Annotated in this window: 15 protein-coding genes; 2 read left to right on the forward strand and 13 right to left on the reverse strand. The window is 76.2% G+C overall.

Annotation, left to right across the window (positions count from 1 at the left end):
* Positions 1-28: 28 nt before the first annotated feature.
* Positions 29-1,507 (reverse strand): FAD-dependent monooxygenase, encoded by a 1,479-nt coding sequence (locus ABZ861_RS29670; protein ID WP_361636504.1) that lies wholly within the window; start codon positions 1,505-1,507, stop codon positions 29-31.
* A 953-nt stretch (positions 1,508-2,460) separates the two neighbouring features.
* On the opposite strand from ABZ861_RS29670, the gene ABZ861_RS29675 reads away from it, so the two are divergent.
* On the forward strand, positions 2,461-3,546 hold the full coding sequence (locus ABZ861_RS29675) for a methyltransferase (RefSeq protein WP_361636507.1): 1,086 nt from the start codon (positions 2,461-2,463) through the stop codon (positions 3,544-3,546).
* Positions 3,547-4,071: 525 nt separating this feature from the next.
* Here the strand turns inward: ABZ861_RS29675 and ABZ861_RS29680 are convergent.
* The 10 genes from ABZ861_RS29680 to ABZ861_RS29725 form a co-directional block, all read right to left on the reverse strand.
* Positions 4,072-5,583 (reverse strand): FAD-dependent monooxygenase, encoded by a 1,512-nt coding sequence (locus ABZ861_RS29680; protein WP_361636509.1) that lies wholly within the window; start codon positions 5,581-5,583, stop codon positions 4,072-4,074.
* Positions 5,584-5,705: 122 nt separating this feature from the next.
* A complete protein-coding gene (locus ABZ861_RS29685) occupies positions 5,706-7,226 on the reverse strand; it encodes an FAD-dependent oxidoreductase (RefSeq protein WP_361636512.1) in 1,521 nt (506 codons plus the stop codon).
* A gap of 2 nt (positions 7,227-7,228) precedes the next feature.
* Positions 7,229-8,173, reverse strand: coding sequence for an aromatase/cyclase (locus ABZ861_RS29690; RefSeq protein ID WP_361636514.1), 945 nt, complete (start codon positions 8,171-8,173; stop codon positions 7,229-7,231).
* A 52-nt stretch (positions 8,174-8,225) separates the two neighbouring features.
* Positions 8,226-9,014, reverse strand: coding sequence for a 3-oxoacyl-ACP reductase FabG (fabG, locus tag ABZ861_RS29695; RefSeq protein ID WP_361636517.1), 789 nt, complete (start codon positions 9,012-9,014; stop codon positions 8,226-8,228).
* Positions 9,015-9,029: 15 nt separating this feature from the next.
* On the reverse strand, positions 9,030-9,299 hold the full coding sequence (locus tag ABZ861_RS29700) for an acyl carrier protein (protein WP_361636520.1): 270 nt from the start codon (positions 9,297-9,299) through the stop codon (positions 9,030-9,032).
* An 82-nt stretch (positions 9,300-9,381) separates the two neighbouring features.
* A complete protein-coding gene (locus tag ABZ861_RS29705) occupies positions 9,382-10,596 on the reverse strand; it encodes a ketosynthase chain-length factor (RefSeq protein WP_361636522.1) in 1,215 nt (404 codons plus the stop codon).
* Positions 10,593-11,864: a beta-ketoacyl-[acyl-carrier-protein] synthase family protein gene (locus ABZ861_RS29710; RefSeq protein WP_361636524.1), complete on the reverse strand. Its 1,272-nt coding sequence runs from the start codon at positions 11,862-11,864 to the stop codon at positions 10,593-10,595. Before ABZ861_RS29710 ends, ABZ861_RS29705 begins: the two co-directional genes overlap by 4 nt.
* Positions 11,861-12,190, reverse strand: coding sequence for a TcmI family type II polyketide cyclase (locus tag ABZ861_RS29715; RefSeq protein ID WP_361636526.1), 330 nt, complete (start codon positions 12,188-12,190; stop codon positions 11,861-11,863). Before ABZ861_RS29715 ends, ABZ861_RS29710 begins: the two co-directional genes overlap by 4 nt.
* Positions 12,191-12,578: 388 nt before the next feature.
* Positions 12,579-13,277 (reverse strand): antibiotic biosynthesis monooxygenase, encoded by a 699-nt coding sequence (locus ABZ861_RS29720; protein ID WP_361636529.1) that lies wholly within the window; start codon positions 13,275-13,277, stop codon positions 12,579-12,581.
* 51 nt (positions 13,278-13,328) lie between these two features.
* Positions 13,329-14,807, reverse strand: a complete 1,479-nt coding sequence (locus ABZ861_RS29725; RefSeq protein WP_361636531.1) for an FAD-dependent monooxygenase — start codon at positions 14,805-14,807, stop codon at positions 13,329-13,331.
* A gap of 166 nt (positions 14,808-14,973) precedes the next feature.
* Here ABZ861_RS29725 and ABZ861_RS29730 point away from each other — a divergent pair, with 166 nt between their 5' ends.
* Entirely contained in the window at positions 14,974-15,474 is a 501-nt protein-coding gene (locus ABZ861_RS29730) for a nuclear transport factor 2 family protein (protein WP_361636534.1), read from the forward strand.
* 152 nt (positions 15,475-15,626) lie between these two features.
* Here ABZ861_RS29730 and ABZ861_RS29735 read toward each other — a convergent pair whose 3' ends face one another.
* Complete coding sequence (locus ABZ861_RS29735) at positions 15,627-16,043, reverse strand: pyridoxamine 5'-phosphate oxidase family protein (protein ID WP_361636537.1); 417 nt, start codon at positions 16,041-16,043, stop codon at positions 15,627-15,629.
* Positions 16,044-16,522: 479 nt separating this feature from the next.
* Positions 16,523-17,326 (reverse strand): 4'-phosphopantetheinyl transferase superfamily protein, encoded by an 804-nt coding sequence (locus ABZ861_RS29740; RefSeq protein WP_361636540.1) that lies wholly within the window; start codon positions 17,324-17,326, stop codon positions 16,523-16,525.
* Between the last annotated feature and the right edge of the window lie 252 nt (positions 17,327-17,578).

Genomic DNA, 17,578 nt, shown 5'->3' on the forward strand with positions numbered 1-17,578 from the left:
GGCCCGTCGGGCGGCCGCCGGCGGGACGTCAGGCGGCCGTCGGCGGGCCGAACCAGCGGGTGAGGGCGGCCTGGAGGTCGCCGCCGGCCGGCGCCGCCCAGGCGATGTGGCCGTCGGGGCGGACCAGCACGGCCCGCGGGGCGTCCCGGCGGTCGGCGTCCTGGTCGGCCCAGGCGCCGGCGACGACGTCGACGCGGTCGGCCCAGCGGGCGGCGAGGCGGGCGGGGCCGTCGTCCGCGTCCGTGACGATGAGCACGCCGCGGGCCGCGTGCAGCAGCTCGGCGACCTTCGTGCGGGCGCCGTCGGCGCGCTCGACGGCGCGGTGCGGAGCCAGGCGCAGCCCCAGCCAGGGGTGCTCCCCGGGGCCCACGTCGTACTTGATGTGCAGGCCGGAGACGCGGCCCGCGAGGCGGCGGGCGGCCTCGGGCAGGGCGACGAGTTCGCGCACGACGGCGCGCAGCGGCTCCATCTCCTCGCCGGAGAGGTACAGCAGCGACATGGAGTGCACGTCGCGCATCAACTGCTCGCCGACCGGGCGGCGTTCGGCGTGGTAGGTGTCGAGCAGGGACTCAGGGGCCCGGTCCCCGAGCACGGCGGCGAGCTTCCAGCCGAGGTTGACGGCGTCCTGGAGGCCGACGCTGACGCCCTGGGCGCCCAGCGGGGCGTGGTCGTGGGCGGCGTCGCCGGCCAGGAGGACGCGGCCCTTGCGGTACTGGGCGGCCAGGCCGGTGGCGTTGGTCAGGGCGCACATCCAGGAGGCGGAGGCGCCGTGGACGTCCTCGCCGGTCATGCGCTGCCAGGCGTCGGCCAGCTCGGAGAACTCCAGCTCGCCCTCGCCGTGGTGCGGGCGGATCCCGGGCTCGTGGACGACGATGCGGTCCACGCCCGGCTCCAGGGCGACGGACAGCACCATGCCGCCGCCCTCGACGCGCTCGCCGATGGGCCGCATGCGCACGTGCGCGCCGACGACGTCGGCCAGGTACATGCCGCGGGTGGCCTCCTGGCCGGGGAAGTCGATGCCGGCCAGGGCGCGCACGGTGGACTTGCCGCCGTCGCAGCCGACGACGTACGCGCCGGCGGCCTCGGCGGGTCCGTCGGGGCCCTCGAAGCCGAGGACCACGCCGTCCTCGGTCTCGGTCAGGGCGGTCAGCTCGTAGCCGCGGCGCACCTGGACGCCCAGCTCGGCGACCCAGCGGCCGAGCATGTCCTCGGTGACGGACTGGGCCAGGCCCATGACGCCGAAGTGGCTCTCGTCCAGGAGGGAGAAGTCGATGCGGACGCCGCCGTAGTGGCCCTGCTTGCCCCAGCGGACGTCGCCGAGCCGGTCGAGCAGCCCGCGCTGGTCGAGGACCTCCGCGGTACGGCTGGTGAATCCCAGGCCGCGCGACTCGCCGCTGGGGGCGGGCAGCTTGTCGTAGACGACGACGTCCGCGCCGCCGAGCCGCAGCTCGCCCGCGAGCATCAGACCGACCGGCCCGGCGCCCACGATGATCGCGCTCTTCGCCATTTCGATTCCTCCGTTGCAGACGATGGGTCACCAGGGAAGACCAGGGGGGTCGAAGGGCGGTGCAGCCGGACCGCAGGATCGCTCAGGCGATCCTTGAGGTCCGCCCCCGGCACCGGGCCCCGCCCCGGCCCCGGGACTCGCCCCGGCGCCGGCCGCGGCGGGGCGGGGCGCCGCGAGGCTGGGGCGCCGCGAGGCTGGGGCGGGCCGCCGCCGGGGCGAGGCGGGCCGGGCCGCCGCCGGGGCTGGGGCGGGGCCGGGGGTCACGGCGGCCCCGGCCGGGCCCCGGTCCGCCGCGCCCCGGTCCGGTCTCGGGCCGGACGGGTCTCGGGCCGGGCAGGTCTGGGTGCGGGCGAGTCTCGGGCCGGGACGGGTCTCAGGCCGGGCGGGTCTGGGTGCGGACGAGTCTCGGACCGGACGAGTCTCGGACCGAACGGGTCTGGGTGCGGACGGGTCTGGGTGCGGACGGGTCTGGGTGCGGGCGGGTCTGGGTGCGGGCGAGTCTGGGTGCGGGCGAGTCTCGGGCCGGGACGAGTCTCGGGCCGGGACGGGTCTCAGGCCGGGACGGGTCTCGGGCAGGGCGGGTGTGGGGGCGGGCGGACACGGACGCCGGCGGCCTGTGGGGGCGGCGGACCGCGCGGGGCGGCCCCCGGCCGGGGCGCCGGGCGCCTCGTCCCGGACGGACCCGGTCTGCGGTGCGCGTCGAGCGGCCGCCGAGCGGTTCCGGGCCGCCGTCCGGCCCCGCGCCGCGCCGCCCGCGCCGGGAGCGGGAGCGCCGGGAGCGCCGCCGCCGGGGGGCCGGGCGCGGTCGGCTGCGCCGCCGCGGGGGGCGGGCGCGCTCCAGAGGTGCGCAAGCCGCCGTCCAGGGCGGGTCCATCCCCGCTGCCTACCGTGGCGGGACGGGTCCCTTCCGGCGGTGGGGACAGAACTCGCGCTTTCTGCCATGGAGGAGAGACATGCCCGCTTTGCCGTCCCCCGAAGTCGTCCGCGCCACGGAGAGGACCCGGGCGGGTCTGCAGAGGCAGGTCCGGGAGCTGGCCCCCGCCCCGTTCGCTCTGCTCGAGCTGGCCATGGGCTCCATGGTGACCCAGGCCCTGTACGCCGCGGCCGAACTGCGCGTGGCCGAGGCCCTGCGGGACGGTCCGCTGCCGGTCGAGGACCTGGCGGCGCGGGTCGGCGCGGACGCCGAGGCGCTGGGCCGGGTGCTGCGCCTGCTCGCCTCCCAGGGCGTGTTCGCGCGCGAGGACGACGGCCGCTGGGCGCTGACGCCGATGGCCGACGCGCTGCGCGCCGACCACCCGGTGACGATGCGCGACGTCTGCGTGCTGATGGGCCACCCCACGCACTGGGACGACTGGAACGGCTTCCTGGAGGCGGTGCGGACCGGCGAGCCGAGCCTGCCCAAGCGGCGCGGCATGGGCGCCTTCGAGTACCTGACGCGGAACCCGGAGTACGGCGCGGTGTTCATCGGCGGGATGGGGAACATGTCCGCCGCCGAGACCGCGCCGGTCGTGGCCGCCTACGACTTCTCGCGGTTCGGCACGGTCGTGGACTTCTGCGGGGGCGACGGCGCGCTGCTGGCCGGCGTCCTGGAGAGCGCGCCGGACGCCAAGGGCGTCCTGTCGGACCCGCGCGTCGCCGGGAACGGCGCCGCGCGGCTGCTGGAGGAGCGGGGCGTCGCCGACCGCGTGACCCTGGCCGACGGCGACCTGTTCGACCCGATGCCCTCGGGCGCGGACGCGTACGTCCTCAAGCACATCGTGCACGACTGGCCGGAGGAGCAGGCGCTGCGGATCCTGCGGAACGTGCGCGCGGCGGTCAAGCCGGGCGGCAAGCTGCTGCTGGTGGAGATGGTGGTCCCGGAGGACGGCGACGAGCCGCACTCCGGCAAGCTCGTCGACCTGTGGCTGCTGCTGCTCGTGGGCGGCAAGGAGCGCACCCGGTCGCAGTACGCGGAGCTGGTGGCGAAGGCCGGCTTCAGGCTGGAGCGGGTCGTGGAGACCGCCGCGGCCGTCTCGGTCGTGGAGGCCGTCGCGGTCTGAGCGACCCCCGCCCCCCGAACGGGCCCCGGCGCCGCGCTCCCCTGACGCGGCCCCGGGGCCTTCCACGCGCCCGCCCCGCACGGCGCACCGGGCCCGGCACGCCCCCGGCCCGCACGTTCCCGAGCCCGGCACGGCCCCGGGCCGGCATGCTCCCGGTCTGGCACGCCCCCGGCCCGTACGTCCCCGGGCCCGGCACGCTCCCGGCCCGCACGTTCCCGGCCCCGGCACGGCCCCGGGCCGGCATGTTCCCGGCCCGGCACGCCCCCGGTCCGGCATGTTCTCGGCCCGGCATTTTCCCAGTCCGGAACACCCCCGGCCCGCACGTTCCCGGGTCCGGCACGGCCCCGGTCCGGCATGTTCCCGGTCCAGCATGTTCCCGGCCCGCACGTTCCCGTCCGGCCCGCACGTTTCCGGCCCGGCACGTCCCCGGTCCGGCGGGGGCGGGCGCCGAACGTGACCGCGCGCGCGAGTCTTCCGCCCCGCCGGTCGGACCGGCGGGGCGGAAGGCTCCGGGGGCCTCGGGGGTCAGGCGGAGGGGGCGCCCAGCCAGCGCTCCAGCGCGGCCTCGAGGCCGTGCGCGGGCTCGCCCGCCCAGGCCACGTACCCGTCGGGGCGGATCAGCAGCGCGGGCACGCCGGCCAGCGCGTCGGGGCCGTCGACCGGCTTGGCGCAGACGGTGTGCACGTCGAGGCGGCCCCGCCAGCCGGCCGCCGTGCGGCGCGCCCCGGCGTCGTCGGCGAAGTCGAGCAGCACGGCGCGGCCCGGGTGCAGCAGTCGCGCGGTGCGCTGCTCGCCGTCCGCGCCGACCAGCAGCCGCGGCGGCGTCCGGCGGCCGACCAGCGGGTGGGCGTCCTCGCCCTGGCCGAGGTCGTAGCGGATGTCGAGGTGGCTGACCGCGCCGGCCAGGTGCCGTTTGACGTCGTCGTAGCGGACCAGCTCGGCGAACAGCTCGCGCAGCGGGTCGGCCTCGGGGCCGCCGAGGAAGACGGCGCCCTGGGCGCGGGTGTTGGCCAGCAGGCGGCGGCCGACCGGCCACCGCTCGGCGTGGTAGGTGTCCAGCAGCGTCCGGGGGGCGTCGCCGCGGACTGCGGCGGCCAGCTTCCAGCCGAGGTTGGCGGCGTCCTGCACGCCGGTGCTCAGGCCCTGGCCGCCGGCCGGCAGGTGGACGTGCGCCGCGTCGCCGGCCACGAACACCCGGCCCCGACGGTACTGGGAGGCCTGGCGGGTGGCGTTGGTGAAGGAGGAGACCCAGCGGGCGCCGCCGTGGGAGATGTCCTCGCCGGTGATGGACTTCCAGGCCGCGGCCACCTCCTCGAAGGTGACGGTGCGTTCGCGGTCGTGGGCGGGGGCCCCGTCGGGGCAGACGATGATGCGGTCCACGCCCTCGGCGAGCGGGGCGGCCATCACCATGCCGTCGTTCAGGCGCTCGCCGAGGAACCGCGGCCGCAGGGAGCAGCCGGTGACGTCGGCGAGGTACATGCCCTGGGTGGCGTCGGCGCCGGGGAAGCCGAAGCCGGCCGCCTTGCGGACGCGGCTGGCGCCGCCGTCGGCGCCCACCAGGTAGGCGGCCCGCAGCCGCCGCTCGTCGCCCTGGGGGGTGCGGACGGCGATCTCGGCGCGGTCCCCGTCGAGGAAGCCGTCGGCGAGGGAGAGGAACTCCCAGCCGCGCCGGACGTCGGCGCCGAGCTCGGCGGCCCAGCCCTCCAGGACGGCCTCGGTCTGTCCCTGCGGGATGCCGCGGGCGCCGAAGTGGGCGTCCTCGAGGGCGGTGAAGTCGAACTGGGCGCCGCCGAAGTGCCCCACAGGGCTGGTGGCGAGGGTCTCGCCCTGGCCGAACCGGGGCAGCAGCCCGCGCTCGTCGAACACCTCCATGGCGCGGGCGGTGAAGCCCAGGCCGCGGGACTGCCCGGTCGGCGCGGCGAGCTTCTCGATCACGACGACGCGGGCGCCGCCCAGGCGCAGTTCGCCGGCGAGCATCAGTCCGGTCGGGCCGGCGCCGACGACGATGACGTCGGTGTCCGCCGCTGTCCCTTCCATGGGTTGTCCTTCCTGACGGGGGGGGATCGGCTGGGGGGGGGCGTGCGCGCGGCGGTGGGGACGCGACGCAGGGGGGTCGGCGAGCGGGGGGCGGGGGGCGGGCGGGGCTTCGCGGGCGGGGCCTAGGGGGTCGGGGGGCGGGCCGGGCCGAACCACCGTTCGAGCGCCTGGGCCAGCCCCTCCTCGTCCCGGCCGGTCCAGGCCACGTGGCCGTCGGGCCGTACGAGCAGGGCCGCCGGCTCGCCGGGGAGCGTGCCGGGCTCGGGGTCGCCGGCGACGGCGGTGACCCGGTCGGCCCAGCCGGCGGGCGTCCGCACGCCGGTCCCGGCCAGGTCGAGGAGCAGACCGCCGGGGGCGCGCAGCAGCGCGGCGGTGGCGGCGCGCTCTCCCCCGGCGCTGCGCACGAGGGTGTGCGGGAGCCGGGCGCCCAGCAGCGGGTGCGGCGGGCCGGGCGCCGGGTAGCGCACGTCGAGTGCGCTGATCGTCCCGGCCAGGTGGGCGCGTGCCTCCTCCAGCGCGGTCAGCTCGCCCATCAGCGCGCGCAGCGGCTCCACTTCGGGGCCGCCGAGCAGCAGCAGGGTCTGGGCCCCGATGTTCGTCAGGACCCGGCGGCCGACCGCGTGCCGCTCCTCGTGGTAGGTGTCCAGGAGGCTGTCGGGGGCCAGTCCGTGCACGGTGAGCGCGAGCTTCCAGCCGAGGTTGAAGGCGTCCTGGAGGCCGAGGTTGAGGGCCTGGCCGCCGACCGGCATCTGCCGGTGGGCGGCGTCCCCGGCGAACAGGACGCGCCCGTGCCGGTAGGAGGCGAGCTGGCGGGAGGCGTCGCCGAAGGAGTTCGCCCACAGCGGGCGGCCGCCGCTGAGGTCCTCTGCGGTGACTCGTTTCCAGGCGGCGGCGACCTCCTCGAAGGAGACGTCCGCGGTGCGCGGGCGGGCGGGCGCGCCGAACTCGTGGACCATGACGCGGGTGACGCCCCGGTCGTTGCGCCAGGCGACGGCCAGGCCCCGCTCGAGGCGCTGGAAGCGGCGGTCGGGGATCTCGACGCCCGCGACGTCGGCCCGCAGCAGTTCCCGGCCGGCGTCGCGGCCGGGGAAGTCCGCGCCGGTGAGGCGCCGCACGGTGCTGTCCTCGCCGTCGCAGGCGACCAGGTAGGCGGCGCGCAGCCGCAGGACGCCGTCCTCTGCGAGGGCCTCGGCCTCGACGTGGGCGCCCGTCTGGGCGACGGCGACCAGTTCGCGGCCGCGGCGGACGTCGGCGCCGTGGGAGAGCGCCCACTGCTGAAGGACGGCCTCGGTCTTGGTCTGCGGCGTCTTCCACTGGCCCGGGTGGGCGCCGGGCAGGTTCAGGCCGAGGGGGAGGCCGCCGAAGTGGCCGCGCGGCTCGTTGGGCGGGGCGCCCAGGGCGGGCAGCAGGCCGCGCGCGTCGAGGATCTCCATGGTGCGGGCGTGCAGCGTGGAGGCCCGGGACTCGGTGGAGGGGGTCTTGCGCCTCTCGAGCACGACCACGTCCACGCCGGCGCGGGCGAGTTCCCCGGCGAGCAGCAGGCCGACGGGGCCGGCTCCGACGACCAGGACCTGGGCGTCCCGCCGGGCCGGGCCGGCGCCGGGCGGCGCCGGCCGGGCGGCGGCTGCGGGGTGGGGCGCCACGCTCAGGAGGCCTTGGACTCGGCGTAGGCCTTCGCGTGCGCGAGGGTGGCGCGGCTGTTGGTGGACAGCGCCGTGTGCACGTAGGCGCGGGCGTCGGCGACGGTGGCCTCGTCTCCGAGGACGCGGGCGATGTTGTCCGTGTTGAGGGTGACGGTGTGCTGCGAGGAGGCGGCGGCGCCCTCGTCGGTCTCGGCGAAGGTCCACTCGCCGGTGTGCAGGGTCATCAGCGCCGGCAGGGTGACCTGCTTGTAGGCGATCCTGTCGTGGGGGAAGACCACCCGGTAGGACTTGGTGGTGTGCACCGAGCCGTCCTTGGCGCGGGTGTCCATCTCCAGTTCCTGCAGGCCCGGCGCGTCCTCGGTGAGGCGCGCCACGGCCACGTGCGGGAGCCGTTCGGCCCAGAGCTGGGCCTGCTCGACGAAGTCGAAGACGTCCTTGGCGGAGCCCGCGACCTGGACGGTGTCGGTGAAGGAGAAGGTCAGCTCCTGGGTCTGCGCCGCGTGCGCCGCCTCGACGTTGACTTTGAGGGCGGCCAGCTCGCAGACGCTGTTCTCCTCCACCGCCCGCTCGATCCACAGCAGGTCGTGCGGGTCGTCGCCGGCGGCGCTGTAGTCGTGCAGCAGCCGGACGCGGGACTGCGCCCGGCCGAGCGGCTCGACGATCCAGGCGCCGCCCATGTGCTTGACGGGCGCCGCCGGGACCTCCTGGCGGAAGGCGATGCGCAGGTTCTCGGGGTCCAGGGTGCGGCGCGAGGTCCAGTTCTTGGGGCGGCCGTCGGCGGTCGCCCAGATCCGGATCCTCTCCTCGGCGCCCTCGGCCTCGACCCGGTCCACGTGGATGGTGGGCGGGAAGACGCGCGGCCAGTTGGTGACGTCGGCGAGCAACTGGTAGACGGCGGCCGCCGGGGCGGCGACGGTGATCTGGTGCTCGGCCTCACGCGTGGTCATGACGGGTTCTCCTCACGGGTGGTGTTCGGCGGGCGCGTGGGGGCGGGCCCGGCTAGAAGTTGCCCAGGCCGCCGCAGACGTTGAGCGCCTGGGAGGTGATGGAGGCGGCGGTGTCCGAGGCCAGGTAGCCGACCAGGCCGGCGACCTCCTGCGGGGTGGAGTAGCGGCCCAGCGGGATCTTCGCCTGGAACTTCTCCAGGATGGCGTCCTCGGAGGTGTCGTAGGCGGCCGCGTAGCCCTGGCGCACGCGCTGGGCCATCGGGGTCTCGACGTAGCCGGGGCAGACCGCGTTGACGGTGATGCCGGTGGGGGCCAGTTCGTTGCCCAGGGCCTTGGTGAAGCCGACGACGCCGTGCTTGGAGGCCGAGTAGGGGGCGCCCAGGACGACGCCCTGCTTGCCCGCGGTGGAGGCGATGTTGACGATCCGGCCGCGGTCCTTGGCGCGCATCCCGCCGACCGTCAGGGCGGCGCGGGTGACGCGGAAGACGCCGTTGAGGTTGGTGTCCACGACGTCGTCCCACAGTTCGTCGGCGATGTCGGCGGTGGGGCCGCCGCCGGAGCGGCCGGCGTTGTTGACGACGACGTCGACGGCGCCGAAGCGGTCGACCGCGCCCTGGACCCAGCCGTCGACGGAGGCGGTGTCGCGGACGTCGAGGACCGCGCCGTCCACGTCCAGGCCCTCGGCCTGGAGGTCCTTGACGGTGGCGGCGACGTTCTCGGCGCCGCGGGCGCCGATGTAGACCCGGTGGCCCTGCCGGGCCAGCAGCCGCGCGACGGCCAGGCCGATGCCGCTGGTGGCGCCGGTGACGAGGGCGACTCTGGCGGTGGTGTGCTGCGTCATGTCCCGATCCCCCTTTCAGGCGGCCGAGGCCGGGACGAGCTGGGCGTTGACGGCCTCGATGAAGGCCCGCGGGGTGTCCGCGTCGCTGACGGCCTCCTCGTCGAGGGATATGCCGTGCTCGCGCTCGATGAGGCTGCCGGCCTCCAGCAGCGCGAGGGACTCGTAGCCGAGCACGTCGAACTCGGTGTCGAGGATGTCGCCGTCGAGGTCGACGCCCTCGGCGACGCCCGCGGCCTCCCGCAGGATGCGCTTGAGGTCGTCGAGGGTGAACGCCTTGGTGGCCATGGTGGAAGTCCTTTTCGTCCGTGGGCTGGTGTGGGGTTCGGTGGGCGCGCGAGGGGCCGCGCCCCGGGGACCGGGCGGGGGGTCAGTCGGCGGCGCGGACGACCATGGCGGAGTTGAAGCCGCCGCTGCCGCGGGCCAGGACGAGGGCGGTGCGCACCGGGGCCTCGCGGGGCTGGCCCAGGACCAGGTCCAGCGGGTAGTCCGGGCACGGCTCGACGTGCGCGGTCGGCGGGATGACCCCGTCGCGGATCGAGAGGAACGCGGCGGCCAGGTCCAGCGGCGAGGCGCCCGCGTACAGGCGGCCCGTCATGGTCTTGGGCACCGTCACCGGGACGGCGCGCGGTCCGAAGACGGCGCTGATCGCCTCGGCCTCGATCCGGTCCAGGGCCGGGTCGGCGGCGCCGTCGGCGAAGACCGCGTCCACCCGGTCCGCGGGCGTGCGGGCGTCGGCCAGCGCGATCTGGATCGCCTTGCGCAGGCCCGGCTCGCGGCCGCTGCCCGGCCTGGGGTCGATCGTCGCGCCGTAGCCGGCGATCTCGCCGTAGACGTGCGCGCCGCGGGCGCGGGCGGCGCCGGCGTCCTCGGCGATGAGGATCGCGCCGCCCTCGCCGGGCACGTAGCCGCAGGCCTCGCGGTCGAAGGGCAGGTAGGCGCGGGTGGGCTCGTCGCTGGTGCTGAGCCTGCCGGTGGACAACTGCGCCACCCAGCCCCAGGTGCAGACCGAGGCGTCGACGCCGCCGGTGACGATCAGCGAGGTGCCCTTGCGGATCTGGCGGCGGGCCTGGGCGACCGCGTCGAGGCCGCCGGCGCCCTCGCTGACGACGACGCCGGAGGGGCCCTTCATGCCGTTGCGGATCGAGATCTGGCCGCTGTTGACGGCGTAGAACCAGGCGAAGGACTGGTACGCCGAGACGTGCTGGCTGCCGCGGGCCCACAGGCTCTGCAGCTCGCCCTGGCCGAACTCGAAGCCGCCGGCCGCGGAGGCGGTGATGACGCCCATGCCGAACGCGGGCCGCTCCCGGGGGTCGACGCCGGCGTCGGCCAGCGCCCAGTCCGCGGCGACCAGCGCGAGCCGGGTGACCCGGTCGGTCTGCGGCAGCAGGCGGCTGGGCAGGTGGTCCTCGGCGGCGAAGCCGGGGATCTCCCCGGCCAGCCTGGCCGGGTAGCCGGCCGGGTCGAAGCGGGTGATCCGGCCGATGCCGTTCTTCGCGCCCAGCGTCGCGTTCCAGTAGTCCTCGGCGCCCAGCCCGTTGGGGGAGGCGACGCCCAGGCCGGTGACCACCGCCGACGCGGTCATACCAGGCTCCTCTCGGGGCTGGCCAGCACCATGGCGCTCTGGAAGCCGCCGAATCCGCTGCCGACCGTGAGGACCGCGTCGACGAGCTGGTCGCGCGCGGTCACGGGGACGTAGTCGAGGTCGCAGCCGGGGTCGGGCGTGGTGAGGTTGGCCGTGGGGGGCACCACGTCGTACTCCATGGCCAGCGCCGAGGCGGCGATCTCGATGGAGCCGATGGCGCCGAGCGAGTGCCCGACCATCGACTTGATGGAGCTGACCGGCGTGCGGTAGGCGTGCTCGCCCAGGCTGCGCTTGAACGCGGCCGTCTCGTGGCGGTCGTTCTGCTTGGTCCCCGAGCCGTGCGCGTTGACGTAGTCGACGGCCTCGGGGGCCAGCCGGGCCTCGGCCAGGGCGAGGTCGATCGCCTCGGACATCTCCACGCCGTCGGGCCGCAGGCCCGTCATGTGGTAGGCGTTGGAGCGGGTGGCGTAGCCGGCGATCTCCGCGTAGACGTGGGCGCCGCGCTTCCTGGCGCTGTGCAGCTCCTCCAGGACGAAGAAGGCGGCGCCCTCGCCCAGCACGAAGCCGTTGCGGGTGCCGTCGAAGGGCCGCGAGGCCCGCTCGGGCTCGTCGAAGCGGGGGGTGGTCGCCTTGATCGCGTCGAAGCAGGCCATGGTGATCGGCGAGATCGGCGCGTCGGACGAGCCGGCGACCACGACGTCCGCGGCGCCCTCGCGCACCAGCTCGACGGCGTAGCCCACCGAGTCGATGCCGGAGGTGCAGCCGGTGGAGACCACGGTGGAGGGGCCCTCGGCGCCCACGGCCCAGGCGACCTCGGCCGCGAAGGAGCTGGGCACCATGTAGTCGTACAGGTGCGGCACCGCGTACGCGTGGTCGACCAGGTCCAGGCGGCCGCCGTCGGAGACGACCCGGTACTCCCGGTCCAGGCCCGTCGTGGCGCCGACGGCGCTGCCGACGGTGACGCCGACGCGGTGCGGGTCGTAGCCGCCCAGGTCGATGCCGCTGTCGGCGACCGCGCCGCGCGAGGCGACGACCGCGAACTGCGCGGCCCGGTCCAGGCGGCGCACCTCCTGCGGGGTCAGGCCGTGCGCGTGCGGGTCGAAGTCGACCTCGGCGGCCACCCGGGAGCGGAACTGCGCCGGGTCGAAGAACGTGATCTTGCGGGTGGCCGTGCGGCCCTCGCTCAGCAGACTCCAGAACCTCTCCTTGCCGACGCCGCCGGGCGCGATCACCTCGATCCCGGTGATGACGACGCGTCGCCGGTTCACGCGCGCGCCTCCCATGCGTAGAAGCGCCGCGCCATGGCGTCGGCCGGCGAGCGCCACGTCTGGGGGTCGTAGGCCTCGATGAAGGGCTTGAGGTCTTCGCTTATCCGGGCGAACCGCGCGTCGGACTTCGCCCGCTCTATCAGCTCGCCCCCGTTGTCCTCGTCGAAGTCCTGGAGGTGGAAGTACAGGCCCCGGTAGGAGAAGAGCTGGCGGCGGCGCGTCCCCATCCTGTGAGGCATTTCCGTCGCGTCGAACGCGGAGAAAAGATCGGCCACATCGGCGGCGGATTTAGCTGCCATCCTGGCGACAATCAGCGTGCTGTGCATACGGTGTATCTCCTCAGCGGTCGCATGGGAGGGAAATCGCGGTCGGGCCGAGCCTTCGGGAATCGTGCGGCCGAAACTGCACTCGCCAGCCGCTTTCGACGGTTCCGCACGCCGGTAGGGCCGCGCCCGCAGCGTTCTCGAATTCCACCGGAGCGAGACGGCCAGGCGCCGGCCGCACGCCTCGGCGGCCGCTCGCGCGCGCGGCCGGGCCCCCGGGACGCGCGGGGGCGCGCGGCGGCCCGTCGCCCTTCGGGTCTCGCGCGGGCGGGCGCGGGCGGGCGCGCGGGACGCCCGGCCCCCGAGGCGGGGGGCCGGGCGTTCCGGGGCGGGCGCGCCGTGGCCGGGCGGCGGCGGGCGCGGGCGTGTGCGCCGTGGGCGGCGCGGGGGGTCACTCGTCGGCGGCGCGGGTGTGCACCACCGTGTAGGTGTTGGCGGACGGGGCGCCCTGGAGCACGGCCTGGAGGCGGGCCACGGCGGCCTTGCGGGCCTCGGACTGCTGCTGGGGGGCCTGGTCGCGGAAGGCTTCGAAGGACTCCTTGCTCTCCCACTGCGTGTACGTGACGACGAAGGCGCCCTCGAGGCCGCGGGCCCGCAGGCCCTTGAGGACGACGTTCGCGCGGAAGCCGGGGAAGTCCTTGAGGAAGAGCTGGCCGGCGCCCAGGGCGTCGACGGCCTCGTCCTGCCCGTCGGCGGCGACCGGGAAGACGGCGATGCTGGTGTAGTCGTCGCGGTGCGGGCCGATCTCGACCTTGCCGCCGAGCGCGTCGGAGGTCAGCACGTGGACGACCTCGTTCTGCAGGAGCCTGATCGAGGTGGTGATCTCGGAGAAGACCGGCATGGTGCGGTGCTTGAACTCCTCGCCCGCGTAGCGCTTCTCCAGGTCCTCGCCGCTGCGCCACTGGATGAAGTTCGCGGTGCCCGGCGCGTCGACGCCGGCGTGGACGGTGGAGGACATCCAGCCCTCGTACGCGGCCGCGTCGACGATCTTCGTCATCTCCTGGATCAGCTTGTCCTGGTTCTCGGGCTTGTCGGTGGTGAAGAGGTTGAGGACGGTGAGGTGCTTGTCCTCGACGGAGATGAGAGGCATTCTTCTTCGCTTCCTGGGAGAAGGGGAGGGACGGGAAGGGGCGGAAGGCGTTCAGGCGGCGGGGCCGAACCAGCGGGAGAGGGCGTCGGGGAGTCCCCCGGCGCCGGCGCCGGGGGGCGCGACCCAGGCCACGTAGCCGTCGGGGCGGACCAGGACGGCGTCCGCCGGCGCGGCGGCGTCGGGGCGCAGCGCGTCGACGCGGAGCGCGTCGACGCGGTCGGCGAAGCCCGCGGCCGCCTCGCGCAGGCCGAGGCCGTCGCGGAGCTCCAGCAGCAGCGCCCGGCCGGCCGCCAGCAGCGCGAAGACGGAGGTCTTCTCCCCGTCGGCGATCAGCTCGCCGTCGGGCAGGCGGCGCCCGAGCAGGGGGTGCTCGCCGGGGACCGTCGCGTGGCGGATGTCCAGGCCGGTGACCATGCCGGCCAGGTGGCGGCGGACCGGCTCGTGCCGCTCGACCAGTTCGGCGAAGACCTCGCGCAGCGGGGCGACGTCGTCCCCGCCGAGGTAGAGGACGCGCTGGGCGAGCGTGTTGGCCAGGATGCGGGCGCCGACCGGGCGCCGCTCGGCCTGGTAGGTGTCGAGCAGGCCCGGGGGGGCCTGGCCCTTGACGTCCAGGGCCAGCTTCCAGCCGAGGTTGACCGCGTCCTGGACGCCCGCGCTCATGCCCTGCGCGCCGATGGGCAGGTGGATGTGCGCGGCGTCGCCGGCCAGGAAGACCCGGCCGCGCCGGTACTGCGACGCCTGGCGGGAGGCGTCGGTGGTGGAGCTGACCCACAGCGGGGTGGCGCCGGAGACGTCCTCGCCGGTCAGGCGCCGCCAGGCCTCGACGACCTCGTCGAAGGCGATCGGGCCGTCGGCGGCGCGCAGCGGCCGGGCGGCGTCGAAGTAGACGAGGCGGGCGCGGTCGGGCCCCAGGGGGAGGACCATCGCCATGCCGCCGGGGACGCGCTCGCCGCTGAAGCGGGGGCGCAGCCGGACGCCGGCGACGTCGGCGAAGCGCAGCTCGACGGCGGGCTCGGTGCCGGGGAAGTCGATGCCGGCGAGCTTGCGCACGGCGCTGCGGGCGCCGTCGGCGCCCACGACGTGCCGGGCGCGCAGGGTCACGGCGCCGCCCTCGGCCGCGCCGGTCACGGCGACGCCGTCCGCGTCCTGCTCCAGCGCGAGGACCCGAACGCCGCGGCGGACCTCGGCGCCCAGCTCCCGGGCCCAGCCGCCCAGGACGCCCTCGGTCCGGGCCTGCGGGACGCCGCGGGCGCCGTACGAGCCGCCCTCCAGCACCCGGAAGTCGAGCGGCACGCCGCCGAAGTGGCCGACGGGAATGACGTCGACCTCGCCGAAACGGGACAGCAGGCCGCGCTGAGAGAATTCTTCGATCGTGCGCGCCGAGAATCCGAGGGCGCGGGATTCCCGAATGGGCTCCGCGAGCTTTTCGAGGACGACGACGGAGACTCCGTTGAGCCTCAGCTCGCCCGCGAGCATGAGTCCGGTGGGACCGGCTCCCACGACGACGACGTCCGTGTCAAAGGTGCTCATCTGCTCTCTTCCCGCTGGGGTGCGCCCAGTATCGCGAGGGCCCGGCGGGAGCGTAAAGAGCTGTTTATACAGACCTTTGAAAAGCAAGGACAGAAAAAGGTCCGCTACGTCAGATCTTCGTCAGGCGGGGTTGCCCGCACGGGTGCGCGCGGGCGCATTCTCGGGCATGACCTCCCTTCGCACTCCCGCCGTTCCCGGGGCCGGAGCCGCCGCGCAGAGCGCGGCGGAGTCCCGGGCCCTCGTGGCGTCCCTGCTGGACCGCTACCTGCTCTCGCTCGACGAGGGGGGACTCGACGACGCCTGGGCCGCGGAGCTGTTCGTCGCGGACGCCGTCGTCGTCTTCCCGCCCGCGAGCCGCCATCAGGGCGCCGCGGGCATGGCGGAGTTCCACCGCGCCGCCCTGTCGGCCTTCGCCGCCACCCAGCACCTGGGCTCGCCCGCCCTGGTCGTCCTCGACGGCGACCGGGCGACGCTGCGGGCCAACCTGCTCTCCACGCACGTGCACCACCCCCGCCACGCCCGCCCGCGGGGCGAGCGGGCGCCGCTGTTCGCCACCGGCACGTTCGTCGACGGCGAGGCCCGGCGGACCCCGCGAGGCTGGCGGCTGGCGCGGCTGTCCTTCCGCCTGCTGTGGGCGGAGGGCAGCCCGCCCCCCAAGGACGCGTGAGCGCGCGGGGCGGAACGCTCACGCGTCCCTCGGGGGCGAGGGGGGCGGGAACGCGAGGCGCGGCGGCGGCCGGGAGGGGGCTCCTCCCGGCCGCCGCCGCGCCTGGGCGGCTCCTCCCGGCGCCGCCGCCGTCGTCGTCGTTTCGGGCCCGGTCAGGCGTTGAGGCTGAGCACCCGGTCCACCTCGATCTCGATGACCACCCGGCCGGGCGGGTTCGGCGGCGCGGAGCGGTAGCGCTCGGCGTACCGGCGCACGCCCTCGGCCGTCCGCGCCGGGTCCGTCACGACGGCGCCGGCGCCCTCCAGGGTGACCCAGACGAATCCGTGCACCTGGCACAGCGCGACCCGGCTGCCGGGGGACGCGAGCAGGTTCCTGGCCTTGCGCGAGGACGCCACCGTCATCACCCGGGCGAGGCCGGCGGCCGCGTCCCAGGTGAACCGCACGGGCGCGGTGTGGAGCGTGCCGTCGGGCCGGACGGTGGTGAGCGCGGCCACGTGCTGGGGGGCGGCGAGGAACGCCTCGATCGAGGCGGACGTCTGGGGCCTGCGGCCCTGCTTCGACGGCGACATCGCGCGGGACCTCCTTTCCTCCGACGCGAGCGTCGGCTCCGGGGGGCGGCGCCGATCCGGGGGACGGCGTCGATGGGGGGCGTCGATCGGGGGTGGCGGGCGGCTGGTCGCGTCTTTCGGGGCGGCGCAGGGCCCGGCCGGCGGGGCGGGGCCCGGCCGGCGGGGCGGGGCCCGGCCGGCGGGGCGGGGCCCCGCCGGCGGGGCGGGGCTGCGGGCCGGCGGGCGCGGGGCGCCGGCCGTCCCGGCGGGGGCGGCGGGGCCGTCTCGTCCGCGCTCCGCGCGCGGGCGGCGGGGCATCGCCATGTCCGCCTCCTCCGGCGCTCGTCGCGTCCGTCCCGGCCGTCGGGCCGGGGTCCGGGGAGCGGCCGGCCGCGTGGGGCGCAAAAACTCCCGGGCCGATCGTGGCGCACTGCGCTGACGGAGCGCTGACGCGGCTGGGACGGCGCGCGAGAGGCGTTGGAGACCGGCCTGGGTCAGCGTCACTGCGGGCTCATCGCCGACAGGAAGCCCTGGTCGAGCATGGTGGTGGCGGAGGTGTCGTCGGCGGTGGACAGTCCCGCGTCGTGGCAGGCGGTGCTCAGCAGGTAGCGGCCCATCACCTCGTGCGTGGCGAAGCCCCACTCGCCGCGGGTGGCGGCGCTGCCGTCCGGGGCGTGCAGTCTCAGGCCCCGGCCGAAGCCGAACTCCTTGAAGCCGAGCCGCAGTCCCTGCCCCAGCGCCTTGGCGTAGGCCTCCTTCAGGGTCCACAGCCTCAGCGCGTGCGGCGCCCGCTGCTCCTCGGGAAGCTCCGCGATCTCCGCCGCCTCGGTGGCGGTCAGGATCTGCGCCTGGAGCAGGTCCAGGCGGATGGCGCGCCCGGCGGGCTCGGCGTCCACCCCGATCCGGCCGGTGCGGCTGAGGCCCACGGCCATCAGGTCCCCGGTGTGCGACAGGCTCAGCTCGATCTGGTCGAAGCCGCGCAGGTAGGGGCGCCCGCCCAGCCGGTAGGCCAGGTCCAGGCACTCCGGCTCGATGCCGAGGGCCGCGCCGGCCGTGCACTTGACGAGCAGCCGGGCGGCGGCGAAGCGGTAGCGGACGGCGGGGTCGGGGGTGCGGCGGTAGCGCTCCCAGTCCGGGCCCAGCAGCTCGCGCAGCCGGGGAGCCGTCAGGACGCTCGGCAGCCATTCGGTCCACGTCGTGTAGACCACCGCGTTGCCGAGCTGCGCCAGGCTCTCGCGCACGCCGTGCCACGGCCCGTCCGGCCGCGGCACGTGCACGGGCGCGGCACACCTCACCTGGTCCATCGTCGCCTCCCTTGCGATCTCGGAGCCGGCCGCCCGCTCCCGCGGCGGCGGCCGGCGTGGGGCCGGGGCGCCCGTGCGGCGCCCCGGCGGAGCCCCGCGCGTCCCGGCGCGGCGGGGCGCGCGCGTGCGCGGCGGGCGGGCTGAGGGGGCGCCGGGCCCGGGGGCCGGCGCCCCACCGGACGGCCAGATGGTCGAGGTAGGAGCGCACGTTGCGGCGGGTCTCGGCCACGCTGGCGCCGCCGAACTTCTCCG

Source organism: Streptomyces sp. NPDC046985, from assembly GCF_040644415.1.
In the GTDB taxonomy this organism is placed as follows: Bacteria; Actinomycetota; Actinomycetes; order Streptomycetales; family Streptomycetaceae; genus Streptomyces.

What these genes read in the sequence shown, in the direction of transcription:
- ABZ861_RS29705 (WP_361636522.1), bottom strand. Translation starts at nt 10,596, where the DNA reads ATGACCGCGTCGGCGGTGGTCACCGGCCTGGGCGTCGCCTCCCCCAAC.
- ABZ861_RS29725 (WP_361636531.1), bottom strand. Translation starts at nt 14,807, where the DNA reads ATGAGCACCTTTGACACGGACGTCGTCGTCGTGGGAGCCGGTCCCACC.
- ABZ861_RS29730 (WP_361636534.1), top strand. Translation starts at nt 14,974, where the DNA reads ATGACCTCCCTTCGCACTCCCGCCGTTCCCGGGGCCGGAGCCGCCGCG.
- ABZ861_RS29675 (WP_361636507.1), top strand. Translation starts at nt 2,461, where the DNA reads ATGCCCGCTTTGCCGTCCCCCGAAGTCGTCCGCGCCACGGAGAGGACC.
- ABZ861_RS29740 (WP_361636540.1), bottom strand. Translation starts at nt 17,326, where the DNA reads ATGGACCAGGTGAGGTGTGCCGCGCCCGTGCACGTGCCGCGGCCGGAC.
- ABZ861_RS29700 (WP_361636520.1), bottom strand. Translation starts at nt 9,299, where the DNA reads ATGGCCACCAAGGCGTTCACCCTCGACGACCTCAAGCGCATCCTGCGG.
- ABZ861_RS29680 (WP_361636509.1), bottom strand. Translation starts at nt 5,583, where the DNA reads ATGGAAGGGACAGCGGCGGACACCGACGTCATCGTCGTCGGCGCCGGC.
- ABZ861_RS29670 (WP_361636504.1), bottom strand. Translation starts at nt 1,507, where the DNA reads ATGGCGAAGAGCGCGATCATCGTGGGCGCCGGGCCGGTCGGTCTGATG.
- ABZ861_RS29720 (WP_361636529.1), bottom strand. Translation starts at nt 13,277, where the DNA reads ATGCCTCTCATCTCCGTCGAGGACAAGCACCTCACCGTCCTCAACCTC.
- fabG (WP_361636517.1), bottom strand. Translation starts at nt 9,014, where the DNA reads ATGACGCAGCACACCACCGCCAGAGTCGCCCTCGTCACCGGCGCCACC.
- ABZ861_RS29715 (WP_361636526.1), bottom strand. Translation starts at nt 12,190, where the DNA reads ATGCACAGCACGCTGATTGTCGCCAGGATGGCAGCTAAATCCGCCGCC.
- ABZ861_RS29735 (WP_361636537.1), bottom strand. Translation starts at nt 16,043, where the DNA reads ATGTCGCCGTCGAAGCAGGGCCGCAGGCCCCAGACGTCCGCCTCGATC.
- ABZ861_RS29690 (WP_361636514.1), bottom strand. Translation starts at nt 8,173, where the DNA reads ATGACCACGCGTGAGGCCGAGCACCAGATCACCGTCGCCGCCCCGGCG.